The organism is Desulfurivibrio nitratireducens (genome assembly GCF_044068515.1).
Classification (GTDB): Bacteria; Desulfobacterota; Desulfobulbia; order Desulfobulbales; family Desulfurivibrionaceae; genus Desulfurivibrio.
Window position 1 is genome coordinate 163,113 of sequence record NZ_JBIPKI010000002.1, and the last position, 16,536, is coordinate 179,648.

Genomic DNA, 16,536 nt, shown 5'->3' on the forward strand with positions numbered 1-16,536 from the left:
TTTGTGACAGCAATGATCACAACCAGCGACGGGAAGCCAAAAAAACAACTTAGCCCGACTGATCTCAAACGACCTTGACTTGAGTCAAACAGCCGGGCACTAAAGACGAAAGAAGAGGCGACGGGGGGCGATGAAGAGGCAGGGAGGCAGCAACACCGGCAGGGATAGTCTGGACAATGATGGTCAAAAAAGATGAATTGGCAGGGGCGGAAAAATTCCGCCCCTAATTTAAACAATTATCGCGGCGCGGTTGGAATATCACTGCCGTGACAGCTCATGCAGTTTTGCTGGGCCGGCAAGCCTACCGTACCCGGTCCGTTCCAGGCGCTTCCGGGTTTGTATGTGCCGTCCTTCCATTCATTCAGAAGCTCGGCGGTGCGATAGGCCACACTGGCGGTGACGCTGGCGCAGCGGTGCCTTCTTTCATCACTGCCGAACCCCCGGTCCGCTTCCTTCATCCACTTGCCGACTGACAGGTGACAGAGGGGGCTCTCCGCTACCGTCTTGGGAATTTCACCCTGGTAATTCGGTTTTTGCGCCACGTAGACCGGCATCGGAGTGACCGTATACCATTGCAGCAAGTCATGGATCATGGCGTTGGAATATTCCTTGGGAACGGCCAGACCGATAACCAGGGCTCCCGCGACCGGGGCACCGCAGGTCAACCCCCAGCCCATCATGCCGCCCGCACCGAAGCTGATTGACTCGATGGGGAAGTTGGTCCATGGCTCGCCCACGCTTTCCCGCAACTGCTCAAACAGGCCGGTGGTAACGGCCTGGGAACAGAAAACCTTGTACCAGTGATGGTAGGCGGTTTCTCCCGCCTGGGCCGGGTCCACTTTTTCGTAGGGCCAGGGCCACCCCTCTGCCCCGCTACTTACTTTAGCCGCCATGGCCGAGTTAACCAGACCCAGTTGCGAAATCGCCGCCCCGGCCATCAACGCGCCGGCCCCAATCAGCATTTCACGACGGGAGAGATCAACCCCCTTGCTGTTTGTTGAAATTCTGGTTTCCTGTTTCGTCTGATCCATGATCACATCCCCTCTTGCTGGATTGCTTGCCCGCAGGCTTAATGCCACAATGTGGCCCTCACATATGCACGATCCTAATGGCCCACATCGTGACAGTCAATGAGACAAATTGTCGCAGCCACCGCCTCGGCAAGAGGCGAAAGATTGAATCTTCTCAACCAATGTCATGGGTTAAGGCCGGAAAAACCGGCAGAAGGGCTCGGGCGGCCCCGGCTTAAAAGAAGGTGGAGCGGCGGTTGCGCAAGAAATTACTCATCGGTGATTCTCCTGTGTTGGTTTTTGGTTGCCCGCCTCTCCAGCCTGTCATAAAATTGAGAATCAACACTATGTGTCCGGCGATCAACCTGCTATAATCTCTCTGTCAGGTAAAAGATCCGCGAGAAAACGCGGATCGCGTCTGCTAATCTCATAATGAGGAGGGAAAAGATGAAAAGAATTGCACTTCTGGCGGTAGCACTGGTAATGATCGGGACTGCGGCAATGGCCGGCAAGCACGGCGAATTAACCCTGCCGGATGACTGGCGGAAATACGAGCACATCGGTTCCCTGGTCATCACGGACCAAACCCATGACCTCTACGGCATCCACCACTTTTACATCAATGACAAGGGCTTGAAGGCCTTCAAGAAAGGCGAAGTTTACCCGGACGGCACCATCATCGTCGATTCGGTTTACAAGATCGAGGGGAGCGGCGGCATTCTCAACGAAGGGGAAATCGCCTTTTTTCCGGTCATGAAGAAGAATTCCAAGATGACGGAAACCGGCGGCTGGGAATGGGGCGCCTTCGATCCGGAAGGCAATTCGCTGGGCCTGGATCCCCAGGGATGCATGGCTTGTCATGAAGCGGCCAAGGATCGGGACTACGTCCTTTCCCAGCCGCTGTTCAGGCACACCCAAAAGAAGTAGCCACAAGTAGTACCGCTATGCGGACCTTGGCGGTCCGGGGATCTTAGGCCCCGGACCGCTCCTCAATTTGCCAAATTTCCTCTATTCTTCCCCCAAGCCCCGGCCCAAATTGCCTGATCGCCAAGTCCCCGGTCTAAGGTTGGGTCACGGTGACCGGCCCGCCATCGCTGCTGCCGGCGTAGAAAACGATGATCTCCGCCGCCTCACCGCCCTCGTTCCTGCCATAGTGCCACTTGTCCACCACCTCGATAATCGCCTCCCCGGCCTGGAGCTGCAGAGTCTCCCCCTCATTGGTAACCACGGTCAGCTCGCCGCTGAGCAGCACCCCGGCATTGATCACCGGATGATAGTGCATCGGCAGTTCAGCCCCGGCCGGGACCCGGATCCGCAGGATGGTTATCTCGGGCTGCCCGTCAGGATAGGCGGGCAGGATGGTGCCATCCCAACTGGCGCTTGACTTGGCAAGGACCTGGCTGGCAATGGCGCCATGCTCGTCCGCGTAAAGCGGCAGCACCGACCATAGCAACAGCGCCAGCACCATGGCTGTTCTGCTCATCCTCTCTTTCCTCCGTGCAAATTGGTTTAAATCGGCGCGAATCGCCAGCAGTTCCGATGCCGCCCCTCTCAGGGCTGCGGGGGTTGGTTATCCTTCGGGGGATAATGGATCGGCCCTCCCCTGTCCGAGAACATCCCGGCGGTCACCACGAAGCCCATGGCCCGGTGGGTGGAGATTTCGATCGGGCGCACCAGCGAGCGCGGCACGATCACCGTATAGCCCCCGATCTGGTAGCTTAAGGGGAGATAGACGGCGACTTCTCCCTCAGTGCCGATACCGGGCGGCAGGTCGTTAAAATCGGTGCGGGTCACAAAGCCGATCATCCGCATCGGAACTCCGCCGAAATTCAGATCGACGGTAACGACCTGGTCGAACCGCTGTTCGCGTTTATGGGCAAAGAAAGCGATAAGGTCTTTGACCGAGCCGTAGAGCATCTTTACCAGCGGGATGCGGTTCATCACCGATTCGCTCAGTTCCAGGGCCTGGCGCACTAGAAAGGCATTGAGAAACATGCCGAGCAGGAAGATCGCCGCCAGTCCCACCAGCAAGCCCATACCCGGGATGTACCACCCCTCGGGGAGAAGGATCCGGAAAAAGGCGCCGAGAATGTTTTCGGCGCTCCAGATCAGCCAGTAGAGAATATAGAGGGTCAGAAAAACAGGCAGCGCGGCCATCAGGCCTTGGAACATGATCTTGCCGATCCGAGCCATGTCGATCCGAGGCATAAGATTATACTCCTTCAATGCGATGTCGAGCTCAACCAGGACGATGCTCCATGGCAACAAGCGCCGGTCCTGTTCCGCGCCACTGACCATAACCCAGAGGACCGGCGGCGCAAAAACCAACCATCGCCCTGCCAGTCATAACGATATCGTGCCGCCAAAACAGAGTCAAGCAAGGCTCTCAGGCCTCCATCGCTGGAAGACGTCCTAATGCCGCTCCCTTTTAAATTGCGCTATGGATACCACAACGAGTACAGTTAATTAAGCAATCTGAAGATTAAATTGCGGCGGCTGGCGCGGCCTGAGCACCTAGACACATGCGGCTTAAAATGTTGAATTGTCCTTTATAAAGGATAATCGGCTCCATTCCATAGCCAGGACGCCAGAGCACTGCCCTGGCCTGAATCTATTACGTTGACGTACTCAATTTGAGCACAAAAAAATCAGTTGCCGTCGTGATCGGGATATTGGCCTCGGATATAATCATCTTCAGTCGCAAGTGGATTTCAGGTTGCATAAAGGTGATCGATATTAATGATTTCGGGAATGGGCCTGGCCGCATTATGGGGTTAAGCCGGCCATGAAAAAACAGCTGATAGTCCAGAACCTTCAGCAGATGATGCTTTTTCAGCAAGTCGGGACCGCCGAACTGGATAAATTCGCCGAGGTCTGCCGAACTCAGATAATTTCGGAAGGCGAATATATCTATCGTCAGGGAGATGAAAGCACCACATTTTATCTTGTCGCGCTCGGGGAAGTCGAACTTATCATGGAGCTGGAGGGGGGTTCCAGCATCGTGGTCGGCCGGATCACCCAGGGCGGCCATTTCGGCGAAACCGGTCTGCTGACCGGCAAACCCCGTTCGGTCAGCGCCAAGGTTCTGAGCGATACGCTGCTTATCTGTATCGACAAGCGGTCTTTTCATTTGCGGCTGCTGAGCAACAGCCTCATCCATAAACAGCTCGATTCCGCCTTGGCCGAGCGGTTGCGGCTGGCCTGGGTTGATCAGGCGGAAAGCGCCGCCATCCAGGGGGCCGACCACAATACCTCCGTCGATGAAATTATCCTCTTAAAACAGCAGAACCTGTCGCGCTACAAGCGCCGTCGCCGGGAAAAAAAATCCGGACCGGTCTTTGAATCGAAAACGGCCCAAATGACCGAAGATGCCATTAATCGGTTCGCGACCAATAGCGACCCGTACCTGCTCACCGGTGAAGCCGGTACCGGTAAAACCCTGATTGCCCGGCAGATTCATAATCAGGGAAATCGTTCGGAAGGCCACTACGAAAAAATCGACCTGCAGGAGCAGGATCCTTTCCTGCTGGGGAAATTGCTGTTCGGCAGCAAAAAGGACTCATCCCCCTTTGCCAAGGCCCGGCAGACGGGAGTCTTTGAGCGCTGCGCCGGCGGCACCGTGGTCCTCTGGAATTTCAGCCTGCTGAGCCTGGAGCTGCAAGGGAAGCTTGTCAGGGCCATCAACCGCCAGGCCTTTTCCCATGTCGATAGCGATGAACTCATTGCCATGCAGGCGCGGATTGCCTTTGTCAGCGAACACAGCCTTAAAACCCTGGAGAGCAGCGGCAAGATCCTGCCGGAGCTGATGGAGATCCTTCAGCGTCAACATTTCCATGTCCCGGCCTTGCGGGAACATAAGCGTGACCTGCCCCGGCTGATCGAACATTATCTCCGCTGCTACAGCCGGGAATATCGCAAGAATATCACCACTGTCCCCCCGGAAACCCTGGGCCTGCTGATGAACTACGACTGGCCGGGAAACCTGACCGAGCTGTCCAGCGTAATCCGCCGAGCGGTTATGCTTGCCCGCCAGGATGAGATCCTTTCCGACAACATTTTGCTGGGATTGCCGAAAACCGAAGGGAAATGGGAATTCAACCTGCTGCGCTTGCCCCTGGTGAGAAAAATACTGCAGAGCCGGGCCTATCCGGCGATTCCCCGCATCGCGGTCGGTCTCTTCCTGACGGTCACCGTCCTCACCCTGTTTTTCGGGCCAAGAGATGCCGGCCACAATCTCGGCATTACGCTGAGCTGGGGGATCGGCTGGCCGCTGCTCTTTTTTTCCTTCTTCTTTATGGCGCGGATCTGGTGCAGCGTCTGCACCCTGGCAATGCCGGGAACCGCGCTGCGAGCCATCGTTAAGCCCCAGCGGAGAACGCCGCAACTGATCAAGGAGTATTCCGGCTGGATCATGGCAGTACTCTGCATCCTGGTGCTGTGGGTGGAAATCGTCTGGAAAGCCCACCAGAACCCGGTCCTTACCGGTTGGATCATTCTAGTCGTTGCCATTGGTTCGACCGTCACCAGCGCAATTTTATCCCGTCGGGCCTGGTGCCGCTATCTCTGCCCGTTGGGGGCAATCAATGCCATATTCGCGATGCCGTCCATTCTCGAACTGCGCTCCAACCGCCATGTCTGCCTGAACCGCTGCCAAGATCATTTCTGTTATAAAGGCGGCTCTGAAAAACCCGGTTGTCCGATGTTTCGCCATCCCTATCTGGTCGATAACAACCGCGACTGCATTCTCTGCGGAGAATGCATCAAGAAATGCAACAACCGTTCCATACATCTCAACCTGCGGCTTGCTCCCCAGGAACTCTGGAACCTGGAGACCCCTCGCCGGGCGGACAGTTTTCTGATTGTCTCGCTGGGGGCGATTTTCTTTCCTTTTCTCCTTTACAACCAACTGGCCGAATTATCCGGCCGGCTGGGCGAAACTTTCGCGGTTGGCGGCGTAGTCCTGCCCCAGGCGCTGATCAGCAGCCTGATCTTTTTTGCCACCATCGCCCTCTTCCAGATGGCCTACTATCTGATGGTCCAGACCCAGGCCTGGTACACCGGCATCAACCGGCAGTTCCTCTTGTCGATGTTGGGCTACGGCTTTATCCCGTTGATCCTCGGGGGCTATATGGCCGTTCATTTCGGCATTTTTGTCAGCGAAGCCTATCTAGTAGTTCCCAACATCAAGGAGATGTTCAACCTGCCGGTCAGCCCCGGCGAATTCCGGCTGATGAGCCAGGACAAAACCCATGTTTTGCAGATCCTGACGGTACTGGGCGGTCTTTTCGCCTCGATCTACGCCACCTACAGGATACTGCTCTCCAAGGCGCTGGAAGAAGACGGCGTCACCGGTAAAACTATGATGGTTCCCTTGATTTTCCTGCTGACCCTGGCCATCCTTTTCCTGGCCCTCATCTGAAGCCGATCGAGCTGAACCGAGCCGCTCGCCCAAGGGCAAGGAGCAAGGGGGCGAAACCGTTTTTTAGAGGCCTCCTTCCGAAGCCTCCCCGGCCCGCACAAAAATAGTTCTGGCCCTTTTGGGGCATCTAACGCTTGGCAACGTCCGGGGCGGCATGGCCATTCAAACCCGCCAGTACCGCCCGGAAGCTGTTCAAGCCGGCCTCCAGGTTTTCGATGATCTCCTCGGCCAGTTCGTCAGGTTCGGGCAGGTTGTCGAGGTCGGTGAGGCTTTTGTCTTTGAGCCAGAAGAGATCAAGGCTGGTCTTGTCGCGGGCGATCAGCTCTTCATAACTGAAATTGCGCCAGCGGCCTTCGGGGTTCTTGGCGGCATCCCAGGTGGCTTGCCGCTGGTGGCGGTTTTGCGGGTTATAGCACTGGATGAATTCGGCCAGATCGGCAAAGCTCAGGGGCTTTTTCTTCAAGGTGTGGTGAATGTTGGTGCGGTAGTCGTAGTACCAGACCTCTTTGGTCCAGGGGTTGGGGCTGGCCTCGCGGTTGTCGAAGAAGATAACGTTGGCCTTGACTCCGTGGGCGTAGAAGATGCCGGTGGGCAGGCGCAGGATGGTGTGCAGATCGGTGTTTTCCAGGAGCTTGCGACGGATGGTCTCCCCTGCCCCGCCCTCGAACAGCACGTTGTCCGGCACCACCACCGCGGCCCGGCCGGTGATCTTGAGCATGGTGCGGATGTGCTGGACGAAGTTAAGCTGCTTGTTGGAGGTGGTGGCCCAGAAATCCTGGCGGTTGTAGGTCAGCTCATCGGTTTCCTGTTCGCCCTCATCGTTGGTGAAGCTCATCGAGCTTTTCTTGCCGAACGGGGGGTTGGCCAAAACAAAGTCGAAGGTACGGGGGCTGGACGCCACCAGGGCGTCGGTGGGAGAGATGGCGCTCTCGCCGTCGATCTCGCCGATGTTATGCAAAAACATATTCATCAGGCAAAGCCGGCGGGCGCTGGCCACGATCTCGTTGCCGTAAAAGGTTTCGTGCTTCAAAAACAGCTTCTGGGCTTTGTCCAGCTTGTAGTTGGCCGGGTTGCTGATGAAATCGTAGGCGGCCAGGAAGAAGCCGCCGGTGCCGCAGGCCGGGTCGGCGATGGTCTTCAGCGGCTCCGGTCGCACGCACTCCACCATGGCCCGGATCAGCGGCCGGGGGGTGAAGTACTGGCCCGCCCCGGACTTGGTATCCTCGGCGTTGCGCTCCAGCAGCCCTTCGTAGATGTCGCCCTTGACGTCGGCGCCCATGGTGGCCCAGCGGGTGCTGTCCACCATGTCGATCAGCCGGTAGAGCTTGGCCGGGTCCTGGATCTTGTTCTGGGCCTTGGTGAAGATCTGGCCCAGCATCCCCTTGCGGGTGCCCAGCTCCCGCAGCAGCTCCACATAATGGACTTCCAGTTCGGCCCCCCGCTTGGTCTTCAGGGTCGGCCACTGATACTGGGGCGGAATCCCGACATCGCGGTTGTAGGGCGGCTGGGCATACTCATCGGCCATCTTCAGGAAGATCAGGTAGGTAAGCTGTTCCAGGTAGTCGCCGTAGCTCACCCCGTCGTCGCGCAGGGTGGTGCAGAAACTCCAGACCTTGGAGATGATGGGAGCGGTGGGGTTCATTCAGCCTCTTGCTTTTTTAGCCGTTTCCATTTTGGCCATGGGGCCCTCGCTGTTTCTTTTATCGCATATTTGTCGGTCAGCTATGCCCGACAACACGACTTGATGATCATTTTTTGCTCTTTGTGATCGAATGGCTTGCTAGTTGTTAGCTTTCGATTTCTGAAACAAATCAAAAAGATGCGCCTGCGTTCAGCCAGACCGTCTCGTCCTCCAGGCGGACATCGATTTTGATCTTGCCATCGCTATCCTGATAGATCAGCAGTTCCGAGTCGTTCATCGTCTCTAATTGATCCTTCTTTTGGTTTTAGTTGTATGGTGTAGGCGTTGTTCCGCCACATCCCAACAATACTCCCGCTCTTTTGTCTTTCAGGGATTTTTGGCATTAATCACCTGGATAAAACATCTTGCCAATGACTTATCTATAGCTTATGCTAAATAAGCATGAACCGGATCGAGTGGACGCCGAAAGCTTACCGTCAGCTTCGCAAACTTCGTAACCCGCAAGTGGCGGAATTTATCTTTGATGCGGTGGACTCTTTGGCCTCGTGGCCCGACTGCCAAAACGTCAAACATCTTACAAATCATGAATACCAGTACCGGCTCAGAATAGGCCGCTACCGGGTGTTTTTTAATGTCAGCGAAGAAACCGTTACCATTATCACCGTTCAGGAGGTGAAAAAACGCGATGAGCGCACATATTAACTACCAGACCATAATGGCGCACGGGAAGCCGGTTTTTGCCGTGGTGCCCTATCAGGATTTCATGCGGCTTATCGGGCCGACCGCCACCATTCCCCATGAGGTCGTGGGCCTGGTGGTGAAGAAAAATTACAGCCTGTTACGGGCCTGGCGGGAGCATCTCGGGATTACGCAAGAGGAAATGGCCAGGCGCTTGCATGTTAAGCAAGCCGCCGTCTCCCAACAGGAAGCCCCGGGCAAAAAGCCCCGCCGCGCCACCCTGGAAAAATGGGCCGCCGCGCTGGGTGTGAACGTCGAACAGGTACGGGAGCAGGCATGAAGCAGAATTCTTTACTGACGACAAACTGTTACCCTTCCTGGTTCAGGTTTTCGGCTTCCCATTCCTTGTAGGTTTGGCCGGTGGCCTGGAGTTTCCATTCGATGGTGCCGTTGGCCGGGCGGCCGTTGACTACGGCGGCGGCCGCGCTGGGGCTTTTGAAGGCGTAGTTTTCGGTGAAGAGGCAGCGGCCATTTTGGGAGGAGAGTACCCCGGTGGTCACCAGCTCGGCGAGCAGTTTGCTGTAGCTGGTGTGCCCGGTTCCCTTGCCGGCCCAGGTGCCGCGCGATTGGGAGCCGGCCTGGACGACGAATTCACCGCCCTCCAGACGGGCGGTGGCGTGGATGCCGTGCCTGGGAGTATGCAGCTCAAACAGGAGTTTAACCACTCAGTCCATTCTTAAGCGACAAAATAACGCATATTCAAAAAGTTATTCCTGTTCAGACCGTAAGACCCCATTCACCACCTTATAGCCCAAAGCCTGGAGAATTGCCGCCTGTTTTTCGTTGGGTTCCTCCAGGCGGCGTTGGGCCTTTCGTGCCCCGGTCGGCCAGAGCAGGCAGGAATGCAGGGTGCGCATGCTCTCCATGGCCTCGGCGGCGGAGATCCTGAGCCCGTTACGGGCCAGACGGATCTCCAGCAGGCGCAGATAGGCCAGGGCCACCACGCAAGTCAAGATATGGCACCTGATCTTGCCGTCGGTCCAGTGCCGCAGGGGCAGCATGGCCACCATCTCGTGATCCTTGCTCTGGCGAAAGCTCTGCTCCACCACATAGCGGTCCAGGCCGGCCTGGACGATCTCGTCGGTACTCCAGTCGGGGTGATCGGTGACCAGAATGTTCTTGCCGAAGTAATCGAGATGGCGGCCGATCCGATAGTGGTTCTTGCGGCAGTTCATCCGTAAACGCTTACCGTCTCGATACAGCTCCACCAGGTAGAGATCGTCCGGCAGGTGCAACTCCCGGCAGAGGCTGAGATAACGTTCCCGCACCGCATCGGGATTGCGCCACTGGACCGCCTGGCCGTTGACCTTGTGGCGCATCAGATGCACCTCTTCCTCCAAACGCAGCATTTTTTGTTCGAAGGCATAGCGCTGCTTGGTGGCGGTGCGGGGGTTGTAGGTGACTACCACGTGGCGCTCCCGACCCCACAACTCCCGACTGGTCCGCCAGGCCAGCAGCAGGTCATCCTCGCGGCCCTTGGCCTTGAGCTGCCGGTTCTTGGCGGTATCGACTACCTGGAAGTGTTTGCGGTCCACGTGGATCAGATCTTCGGCATAATGAGGCGAGTAACTGGTGACGAAATGGAGCCGGTCATTGGCGTCGATGGCGGCGATATTTTCCTCGGCGTTGATTCCCTTGTCGAAAACAATGGTCATGGTGCCCTGTCCATTCCGGCCGGCGACCTCGAACAGCTCTTGGGCCAGCTTGAGGAAAACCCTGGAGTCGTGCCGGTTGCCTTCATACTCGCGATAAAACAGCGGCAACCGGTTGTCTCTGGCCAACAGCAGGGCCACCCCGACTTGCCGCAGCCAGTGCCGCCCCTCCTTGTTCCGGCCGCGCTGGGCCAGTTCCGAAGAAGTGTTGCCGGCCATAAAGGTGTAATAGTTGGTGGTGTCGAACATCACTGCATCCGCCGATGAGGGCTCCCGTTCCGCCAGCTTACGGAAAAAGAGATCGGCCACCACCGCAAGCTTGGCGCTGTCCATCTTCTCCCACTGCTTCCAGTAGGCCTGGGAGTTCAGCGCATCTAGGGCCACCGGCCGGATCTGCTGGATGGCGGTGGTGCGATACCACTCCGCCAAGGCCCGTTTGGATTTGGGGGCCACCATCCGGTTGGCGATGGCATAGAAAAAATAGTCCCCCACCGAAGGCGAACCTTTGCGCTCCGCCGGCGGCAGCAGCGAATCGACCAAACCGGCGATGTTGATCTCCCGGTCCAGCAGCTCGGCCAGCCACAACGAGCCGAACTCCTGGACCTGGATGCGCTCGACCTCCCGGCTGCCAGCGCCTTTGGCCAGCTCCAACAACCGCTCGGGGCTGCCGAGATAGACTTGGTTGACCACCTTGGGCTTGCCATCCACCCGGGCGGTCTCCCGCAGGTAGTAGTAGGGTCTGCCTTTTTTGATTTTTTTGTGTATGTGTGCCATGCCCCAGCTTATTAAGTAGGGGCTCACGCTGTCAAGTAAAAAATGAATAATTTTTGCAAAAACAAAGAGAAAAAGTGTTTTCGGGGGCCAGGCCTGAGGGGTCTTACGGTTTTACGGTTAGCAAAACATTGATTTTACGTTGTTATGGTGTTATGAATGGCTCGCTGCGGTTAAACTCCTGTTGAACTATTTCCATTTTGGAAACAGTTTCCTCATAGACCCAACTCCGCGCGTATTTTTTTGATTGTTGCCAGGAGTTGCGGGATTTTGTCCTGACAGGTGTAATAAACCGCTTCGGCGCTTATGTCCGCGTAGTGGTGGGTGATAATATCCCGCATTCCTTTGGCTTTTTTCCAGTCCACTTCGGGGTAGCGGGACAGGAGTTCTCCGCCGGTTATTTTGTCCAGGTTTTTCAGCGACTCTCCGATGACAATCAGCATCATGCAGATGGCGTCGAGCTTTTCAATTCCGGCGGCGCTGCCGGTGAAATCGGACACCTGTTTGATCGGCTCAAAACGGGTGACGACTCTTTCGGCGGCTTCTTCAATTTGCCGTAAAACTTCCAAGACGAGTTCCTGGTCAGGCATATATTGCCTCCCCGTCGATTTTCTTTTTGAGGAATCGGTTCATGTTCTCCCGGTAGGCGACGATGTCAACGGGCCGGTGCAGTCGCTCTTCCAGCTCGTACTTGAGGCCGGCCAGGAGAAAAAGATCGGGCTTGGCAACCCGGACCACCACATCCACATCGCTGTCGTCCGCCGCTTCATCACGGGCGACGGACCCGAAAACACCGATGGCGAGGATGCCGTACTGTTTTGCCTGTTCCTGCTTATAGTCGTGCAGGATTTTTATGATTTCCCTTTGTCTCATCATCTTTCTCCACGGCAAATTGCATGGTTATTCTCCTGAAAATGTACCGCGATTGTCTCTTCGATTGATCTTACCGCATTATGCTGCCCCTTGCTAGCGTCAGTGGCATCGGCGCGCTCTCTTTGCAAGTTGCTGATTGTCGACCCGGATCATGCCGCGCAGATGTCGTAGCGTGGGAGGATTTTGCGGATTACCGAGTAGCGGTGGGCGAGCAAGGCGTCGTGGAAGTGTTTCCAGTCGCTGCCCAGGAAAGAGGGATGGTAGGGAAAGCGATCTTTTTGCCGGTCTTTTGCTTTGCGGGTCTGCAAAGCTTCGTCTTTCCATGATTTCACCCCCTTTGGCCGGTAGTCCAGCGTTACCGGTGGGAAGTCGAAGTAACCGTCTTTGATCCGGGCCAGCCATTGCTGGTGCCGGCTGTCGCCAGCGGGGTCCGTCAGGGTTTGCAGCAGGTGGTTGATTTTGTCCCGGGCCTCGTTGGGCAGTCCCGGGGGCCGGGCATCCGCGTCGCCGATCCGGAACCGTTGCATGGCCTTACACATGGCGTGGGCGGCGGCGCTGAACTGCGCCGGGTTGTCTCGCTTGACGAGTTGGTCCTGGTGGTCGCGGTAGCTCCACTTGAAGTAGGGCCGGTCGGGATGGCTCAGCGCCGCGCCGTGCCCCAGCGGCAGGGTGCCGCCCACGAAGCTGCTGGTCGCGTCGTTGAAGATGTTGCCAAAGAGGCGCTTCAGCCGCCCTTTCAGTTCAGGGTCCGGCTTGCCCTGCCGGTCAAGGGCCGCGATGTTGTTGACTTGGTGGCTGACGCCGGCAAAGCCCTGGTGGGACCAGGTATCGGCGTAAACGTGCATGGCGATCCCCAGGCGGTGCAGCCCTTGCAGGTTGTCCCGTTGCCGGATGCATTCGCTGAGCATATCGTGGGCCACCGGGCTGTCCGGCCGGCAGATGATCTTGTCGATGAAGGTGCCATCGGGATTTTCCCCGGCCCGCTTGCCGCCGTTGCCCGGCAGGAAGTGAAAGGGAATCCAGACATAGCAGTTGGCCAGTTTTCTGAAGTTGCGGTAGTCCAGGGTTTTATGGGCCGAACTGGTCCGCTGATACATGGCCCCGTTGGTAAAGTGGATGATGCCGCTGTTGGTGGCGTCATCCACATACTGCGAACAGTAAGCAACAACCGCCGCCTCCCGATGCCCGAACCCGGCATAACGGGCAATGACGTAAACCGTGCCGTGATGGAAGTCGATTTGCATGATGGCCTCCTTTTAGGGTCACGAGAAAAGCTTTTTAGTGCGTGCTTGGCTAATTTTCACAGTCAGCCTGGGTCTCGGCGGGTTCGCCTGTTTCGGGTTCTTCCTCGGTGGCTACCGGGTCGCGGCGGTGGATTTTGGGGGGTGGGGGTACCCAGGCGCGGAGTTTTTGGCCGGCCTGTTCGTAGAAGCGGGGCACGGCCGTTTCCAGTTCGTCGATGAAAATCTTATTGCCACCGAAGCGCCCGGCCAGGTCCACCATGTAAAATATCTCGAAAGCATTCGGCGCCACGGCGCTGTTTGGCAAATCCAGCACCGCCGGGTCGGCCAGGACCGCCGCCAGCGGGGCCTGGGTCTCTTCGGCCCGGCCCGGCCGCAGGGCCTTGATGTACATCCCTTCGGGGTCCGCCTTGGCCAGTTGCCGGGTTAGCCAGTTGACCCGGGCGCTGGTGCGCTTTTTGTCCTGGGGCGCGAGCAACTTCATGGAACAGGTGATGGTCCGCCTCATCAGGTTGGCCATCACCTCGACATCGGTGGCCGCGTTGGGAATTTCCAGGGTGCATTTCAGCACCTTGTCCTTGGCCAGGTCCTCGCAGTCGTTCTTGAGGCGAACCACCGGGTCGATACTGTGGGCGCGGGGCAGCTTGAGTTTCACCGCCTCGCCCAGGCGGCGGCTCATCACCAGGCACAGGTCGCGCTGCTCCTGGTGCCAACTGGAGACGGTGTTCTGCACCTCTTCCGTATTTTTGCCCAGAAGCGCCCCGCTTTTGACCTTGCCGACGACATCCTTCCATTCCTTATTCATGCTGGTGAAGCGGGTTATGCCGCAGGAGTCGTGGCTGAGGTAGCGCCGGGCCACTTCCAGGATGAAGTGTTGATCGGCGGACTCGATGGCGTTTTGCTCCAGCAGCAAGGTGGCCTGGGTGACGGCGTACATCCAGGACCAGTGATACAGCTCGACGCCCTTGAACAGATTCTTCGGCACCTTGACCGGATGATGGGTGGGCAGGGCCACAAACTGGTTGGAAACCGTGATCACCGCATCGATCTTGTTCTGCTTGGCGATTTGCAGATAATTCCGCAACTGCTCTTCCCCGATGACCGAGTTGCCGATCTTGGCCTCGATAATGGCCCGCCACTGCTTTTTGCCGGTGTGCAGGACCAGCAGGCCGTCGGGGCGCTCGGACTTGGGGCACTTGGGCTCTGCCTGGAAGGCCACCTCGGTCCAGGCCTGAAGCTCCGCCCTCTTCCCGACCCGGATGCCCAGGGAAGCTAGCATCGCCTGCCGGAACTCATGCACCCCCCGGAAGGCAGCCAGCAGAACCGAAGCGGCCCGCTGTTCGCGGCCGGTGTCGGCGACCACCGGGATCAGGCGGGCCATTTCTCCCTTGGTTACGAAATCGGGTAGTTTGATCATTTCACCCCTCCAGCGTAAGTTCGCTTACGACAGAAATCAGGTGCGGGCAAATGAGAGCATATCGCGCCAGCGTCCCACATCCATTCCCGTCGCCTGAATTGACTTGATATGTGGTTCCTTTAATTAATTTCAATAAAAATTATCTTATCACCCAATTTCCTTCTTCATTATAGTTATAGCACTTGTCGTACCCCCAGGCATTCCAGACCATATCAAATAAAGGCCTGAGAATTGTTTGGGCTTCGGTATCGTATGTTTCGATTATGATTTCTGGTAATTGAATGAGATCCAGATCAACTGTGTTTGTTTGACGGAATGGACTGTATTTTACAGCAAAATTATATTCCTTTACTCCGATAAAAGTTAGGAAAACAAAAAAAGGAGTTTCAACACTCAACGCTTCATAGGATCGCAAATACATGGGAAATGTGCTTAGGATTTGCTCCTCAATCCATGTACTTGGAATGATCAATTGGTCGTTCCACGGTTCAATAGTGCACACTGTCTCAATAACGCCAGTACGATATAACTGAGTATATGCTTCACATGAGCCATCTACTCCACCACTATAATTGAGAAAGCCATCTAAATTAATTCTTGAGTTCCAGCCAGAACCACCTAGTGGACGCAAATTGGTCTGTTGTGTACGACACTCATCAATGCTAAGAAAATCTTGTTGTGAGAAAGAAGAGAGAGGAATAAAATGCATCATTACCCTTGCTCCATTTTTCAATGGATAAGGAGTGCTGTTGCTATATACGGCTGTTATTCTCTCGGCCTTAAAATTGCGTATACGGTTTGAGATGTTCTCAGTTAGTAAAAACGCTGTTTTAAGTTCGCCCACGTCAAATGGATACCGGCCTGCCGAATTTCTGCCGTAAAATTTTGAATGGTCATTTAAAGAAACTCTGTGTGGACTACTCCAGCTTTTGTGCGGTCTGATTACGACAATATATCTGTCTTCTGCTATATGGATAGTGTGTATCTGCACATTTGGTATGCTTGGCTCTATGCCATTTCGAATCAGTTGCTCTAGTCTTAATTTTTCTTGATCAATATTCTTAACGTTTACCCCATTCGCAGATACTGGTTTTCCTTCTGCTTCTTGAATGCCATAGACAATATCGCCACCGCTTGAATTTGCAAAAGATGACACGGTTGAGAGAAATCTAATTTTATCACGGTCAGAATTTCTCTGGCAATTGACCTTTGTATTCAATATTTTTTCCTTCACAAACGCCATTGTCTATAAGGTTTTGTATTTCAACCAACGTAATGTCAGCTATGTTTTGTTTTGGCATACTTAGAACCTTCTCGCAATTTGTTAAATTCACCTCGGGTCATTTATCATGACATGAGTAATGGTCAAGCTTTTCAAGTAACCTGACTTACTTTCATTTTTATAAGCATGGCAATAAATCAAACTTAATTCAGGACTATGCCTCCTTACTGCATTCGCGTCTAGGCTACTTGTAATGATTGAAACTGAATCATAGTTCCTAGCGTTGGGTGCAAGCTCAAAGCTTACTGGTCTCCCAATATCTTTAATATAAATCCGCCCTTTGTAGGTGTTACTGTTATAGCTAGAAACATGACCTCCAAAAATTTCTACGTCATCACTCCTGTACTCTTCCTGGAGGTGTTGATAAGTTTCATTGGTCAAAGTTGCCTTAACAGGAACAATTAGGCGTGATGGAAACTCTGTGGCGATGGCTGCCCTTGATGCTGTTCCCGTTTTATAGATAGGCCTGTGCATATCTTTGACGGCAGTTG

General features: G+C 55.5%; 16 protein-coding genes. 4 read left to right on the top strand and 12 right to left on the bottom strand.

Annotated features, from left to right (window positions below; all coding sequences use genetic code 11):
* Positions 1-236: 236 nt before the first annotated feature.
* Positions 237-1,031, bottom strand: coding sequence for a C-GCAxxG-C-C family protein (locus ACHHTY_RS02045; RefSeq protein WP_395492385.1), 795 nt, complete (start codon positions 1,029-1,031; stop codon positions 237-239).
* Between the two features lie 426 nt (positions 1,032-1,457).
* Here ACHHTY_RS02045 and ACHHTY_RS02050 point away from each other — a divergent pair, with 426 nt between their 5' ends.
* Entirely contained in the window at positions 1,458-1,937 is a 480-nt protein-coding gene (locus tag ACHHTY_RS02050; RefSeq protein ID WP_395492386.1) for a cytochrome P460 family protein, read from the top strand.
* Between the two features lie 133 nt (positions 1,938-2,070).
* On the opposite strand, the gene ACHHTY_RS02055 is transcribed toward ACHHTY_RS02050, so the two are convergent.
* Both ACHHTY_RS02055 and ACHHTY_RS02060 read right to left on the bottom strand, forming a co-directional pair.
* Entirely contained in the window at positions 2,071-2,493 is a 423-nt protein-coding gene (locus ACHHTY_RS02055) for a cupin domain-containing protein (protein WP_395492387.1), read from the bottom strand.
* Between the two features lie 68 nt (positions 2,494-2,561).
* The gene (locus tag ACHHTY_RS02060; RefSeq protein ID WP_395492388.1) at positions 2,562-3,338 is read right to left on the bottom strand and encodes a DUF502 domain-containing protein; all 777 of its coding nucleotides are present in this window, start codon (positions 3,336-3,338) and stop codon (positions 2,562-2,564) included.
* Between the two features lie 457 nt (positions 3,339-3,795).
* Here ACHHTY_RS02060 and ACHHTY_RS02065 point away from each other — a divergent pair, with 457 nt between their 5' ends.
* Entirely contained in the window at positions 3,796-6,429 is a 2,634-nt protein-coding gene (locus ACHHTY_RS02065) for a sigma 54-interacting transcriptional regulator (RefSeq protein WP_395492389.1), read from the top strand.
* Between the two features lie 127 nt (positions 6,430-6,556).
* Here ACHHTY_RS02065 and ACHHTY_RS02070 read toward each other — a convergent pair whose 3' ends face one another.
* Positions 6,557-8,071, bottom strand: a complete 1,515-nt coding sequence (locus tag ACHHTY_RS02070; RefSeq protein WP_395492390.1) for a class I SAM-dependent DNA methyltransferase — start codon at positions 8,069-8,071, stop codon at positions 6,557-6,559.
* Between the two features lie 441 nt (positions 8,072-8,512).
* Here ACHHTY_RS02070 and ACHHTY_RS02075 point away from each other — a divergent pair, with 441 nt between their 5' ends.
* Both ACHHTY_RS02075 and ACHHTY_RS02080 read left to right on the top strand, forming a co-directional pair.
* Entirely contained in the window at positions 8,513-8,773 is a 261-nt protein-coding gene (locus ACHHTY_RS02075; RefSeq protein WP_395492391.1) for a type II toxin-antitoxin system RelE family toxin, read from the top strand.
* The gene (locus ACHHTY_RS02080; RefSeq protein ID WP_395492392.1) at positions 8,757-9,089 is read left to right on the top strand and encodes a helix-turn-helix domain-containing protein; all 333 of its coding nucleotides are present in this window, start codon (positions 8,757-8,759) and stop codon (positions 9,087-9,089) included. Before ACHHTY_RS02075 ends, ACHHTY_RS02080 begins: the two co-directional genes overlap by 17 nt.
* A 28-nt stretch (positions 9,090-9,117) precedes the next feature.
* Here ACHHTY_RS02080 and ACHHTY_RS02085 read toward each other — a convergent pair whose 3' ends face one another.
* From ACHHTY_RS02085 to ACHHTY_RS02120, 8 genes are all read right to left on the bottom strand, one after another.
* Positions 9,118-9,474, bottom strand: coding sequence for a DUF4357 domain-containing protein (locus tag ACHHTY_RS02085; RefSeq protein ID WP_395492393.1), 357 nt, complete (start codon positions 9,472-9,474; stop codon positions 9,118-9,120).
* A gap of 42 nt (positions 9,475-9,516) precedes the next feature.
* Positions 9,517-11,235 (bottom strand): IS1634 family transposase, encoded by a 1,719-nt coding sequence (locus tag ACHHTY_RS02090; protein WP_395492394.1) that lies wholly within the window; start codon positions 11,233-11,235, stop codon positions 9,517-9,519.
* Positions 11,236-11,447: 212 nt separating this feature from the next.
* The gene (locus ACHHTY_RS02095; protein WP_395492395.1) at positions 11,448-11,822 is read right to left on the bottom strand and encodes a HepT-like ribonuclease domain-containing protein; all 375 of its coding nucleotides are present in this window, start codon (positions 11,820-11,822) and stop codon (positions 11,448-11,450) included.
* On the bottom strand, positions 11,815-12,108 hold the full coding sequence (locus ACHHTY_RS02100; protein WP_395492396.1) for a nucleotidyltransferase family protein: 294 nt from the start codon (positions 12,106-12,108) through the stop codon (positions 11,815-11,817). The genes ACHHTY_RS02095 and ACHHTY_RS02100 overlap by 8 nt, the downstream gene beginning before the upstream one ends.
* Before the next feature lie 146 nt (positions 12,109-12,254).
* Positions 12,255-13,349: a DUF6765 family protein gene (locus ACHHTY_RS02105; RefSeq protein WP_395492397.1), complete on the bottom strand. Its 1,095-nt coding sequence runs from the start codon at positions 13,347-13,349 to the stop codon at positions 12,255-12,257.
* Positions 13,350-13,398: 49 nt separating this feature from the next.
* On the bottom strand, positions 13,399-14,763 hold the full coding sequence (locus ACHHTY_RS02110; RefSeq protein ID WP_395492398.1) for a hypothetical protein: 1,365 nt from the start codon (positions 14,761-14,763) through the stop codon (positions 13,399-13,401).
* Positions 14,764-14,902: 139 nt separating this feature from the next.
* The gene (locus tag ACHHTY_RS02115) at positions 14,903-15,982 is read right to left on the bottom strand and encodes an AlbA family DNA-binding domain-containing protein (RefSeq protein WP_395492399.1); all 1,080 of its coding nucleotides are present in this window, start codon (positions 15,980-15,982) and stop codon (positions 14,903-14,905) included.
* A 111-nt stretch (positions 15,983-16,093) separates the two neighbouring features.
* Positions 16,094-16,536, bottom strand: a 443-nt coding sequence (locus ACHHTY_RS02120; protein ID WP_462346273.1) for a DUF7947 five-stranded beta-barrel domain-containing protein, incomplete at its 5' end; no start/stop codon positions are given.

What these genes read in the sequence shown, in the direction of transcription:
- ACHHTY_RS02045 (WP_395492385.1), bottom strand. Translation starts at nt 1,031, where the DNA reads ATGGATCAGACGAAACAGGAAACCAGAATTTCAACAAACAGCAAGGGG.
- ACHHTY_RS02050 (WP_395492386.1), top strand. Translation starts at nt 1,458, where the DNA reads ATGAAAAGAATTGCACTTCTGGCGGTAGCACTGGTAATGATCGGGACT.
- ACHHTY_RS02055 (WP_395492387.1), bottom strand. Translation starts at nt 2,493, where the DNA reads ATGAGCAGAACAGCCATGGTGCTGGCGCTGTTGCTATGGTCGGTGCTG.
- ACHHTY_RS02065 (WP_395492389.1), top strand. Translation starts at nt 3,796, where the DNA reads ATGAAAAAACAGCTGATAGTCCAGAACCTTCAGCAGATGATGCTTTTT.
- ACHHTY_RS02070 (WP_395492390.1), bottom strand. Translation starts at nt 8,071, where the DNA reads ATGAACCCCACCGCTCCCATCATCTCCAAGGTCTGGAGTTTCTGCACC.
- ACHHTY_RS02075 (WP_395492391.1), top strand. Translation starts at nt 8,513, where the DNA reads ATGAACCGGATCGAGTGGACGCCGAAAGCTTACCGTCAGCTTCGCAAA.
- ACHHTY_RS02080 (WP_395492392.1), top strand. Translation starts at nt 8,757, where the DNA reads ATGAGCGCACATATTAACTACCAGACCATAATGGCGCACGGGAAGCCG.
- ACHHTY_RS02090 (WP_395492394.1), bottom strand. Translation starts at nt 11,235, where the DNA reads ATGGCACACATACACAAAAAAATCAAAAAAGGCAGACCCTACTACTAC.
- ACHHTY_RS02095 (WP_395492395.1), bottom strand. Translation starts at nt 11,822, where the DNA reads ATGCCTGACCAGGAACTCGTCTTGGAAGTTTTACGGCAAATTGAAGAA.
- ACHHTY_RS02100 (WP_395492396.1), bottom strand. Translation starts at nt 12,108, where the DNA reads ATGATGAGACAAAGGGAAATCATAAAAATCCTGCACGACTATAAGCAG.
- ACHHTY_RS02105 (WP_395492397.1), bottom strand. Translation starts at nt 13,349, where the DNA reads ATGCAAATCGACTTCCATCACGGCACGGTTTACGTCATTGCCCGTTAT.
- ACHHTY_RS02110 (WP_395492398.1), bottom strand. Translation starts at nt 14,763, where the DNA reads ATGATCAAACTACCCGATTTCGTAACCAAGGGAGAAATGGCCCGCCTG.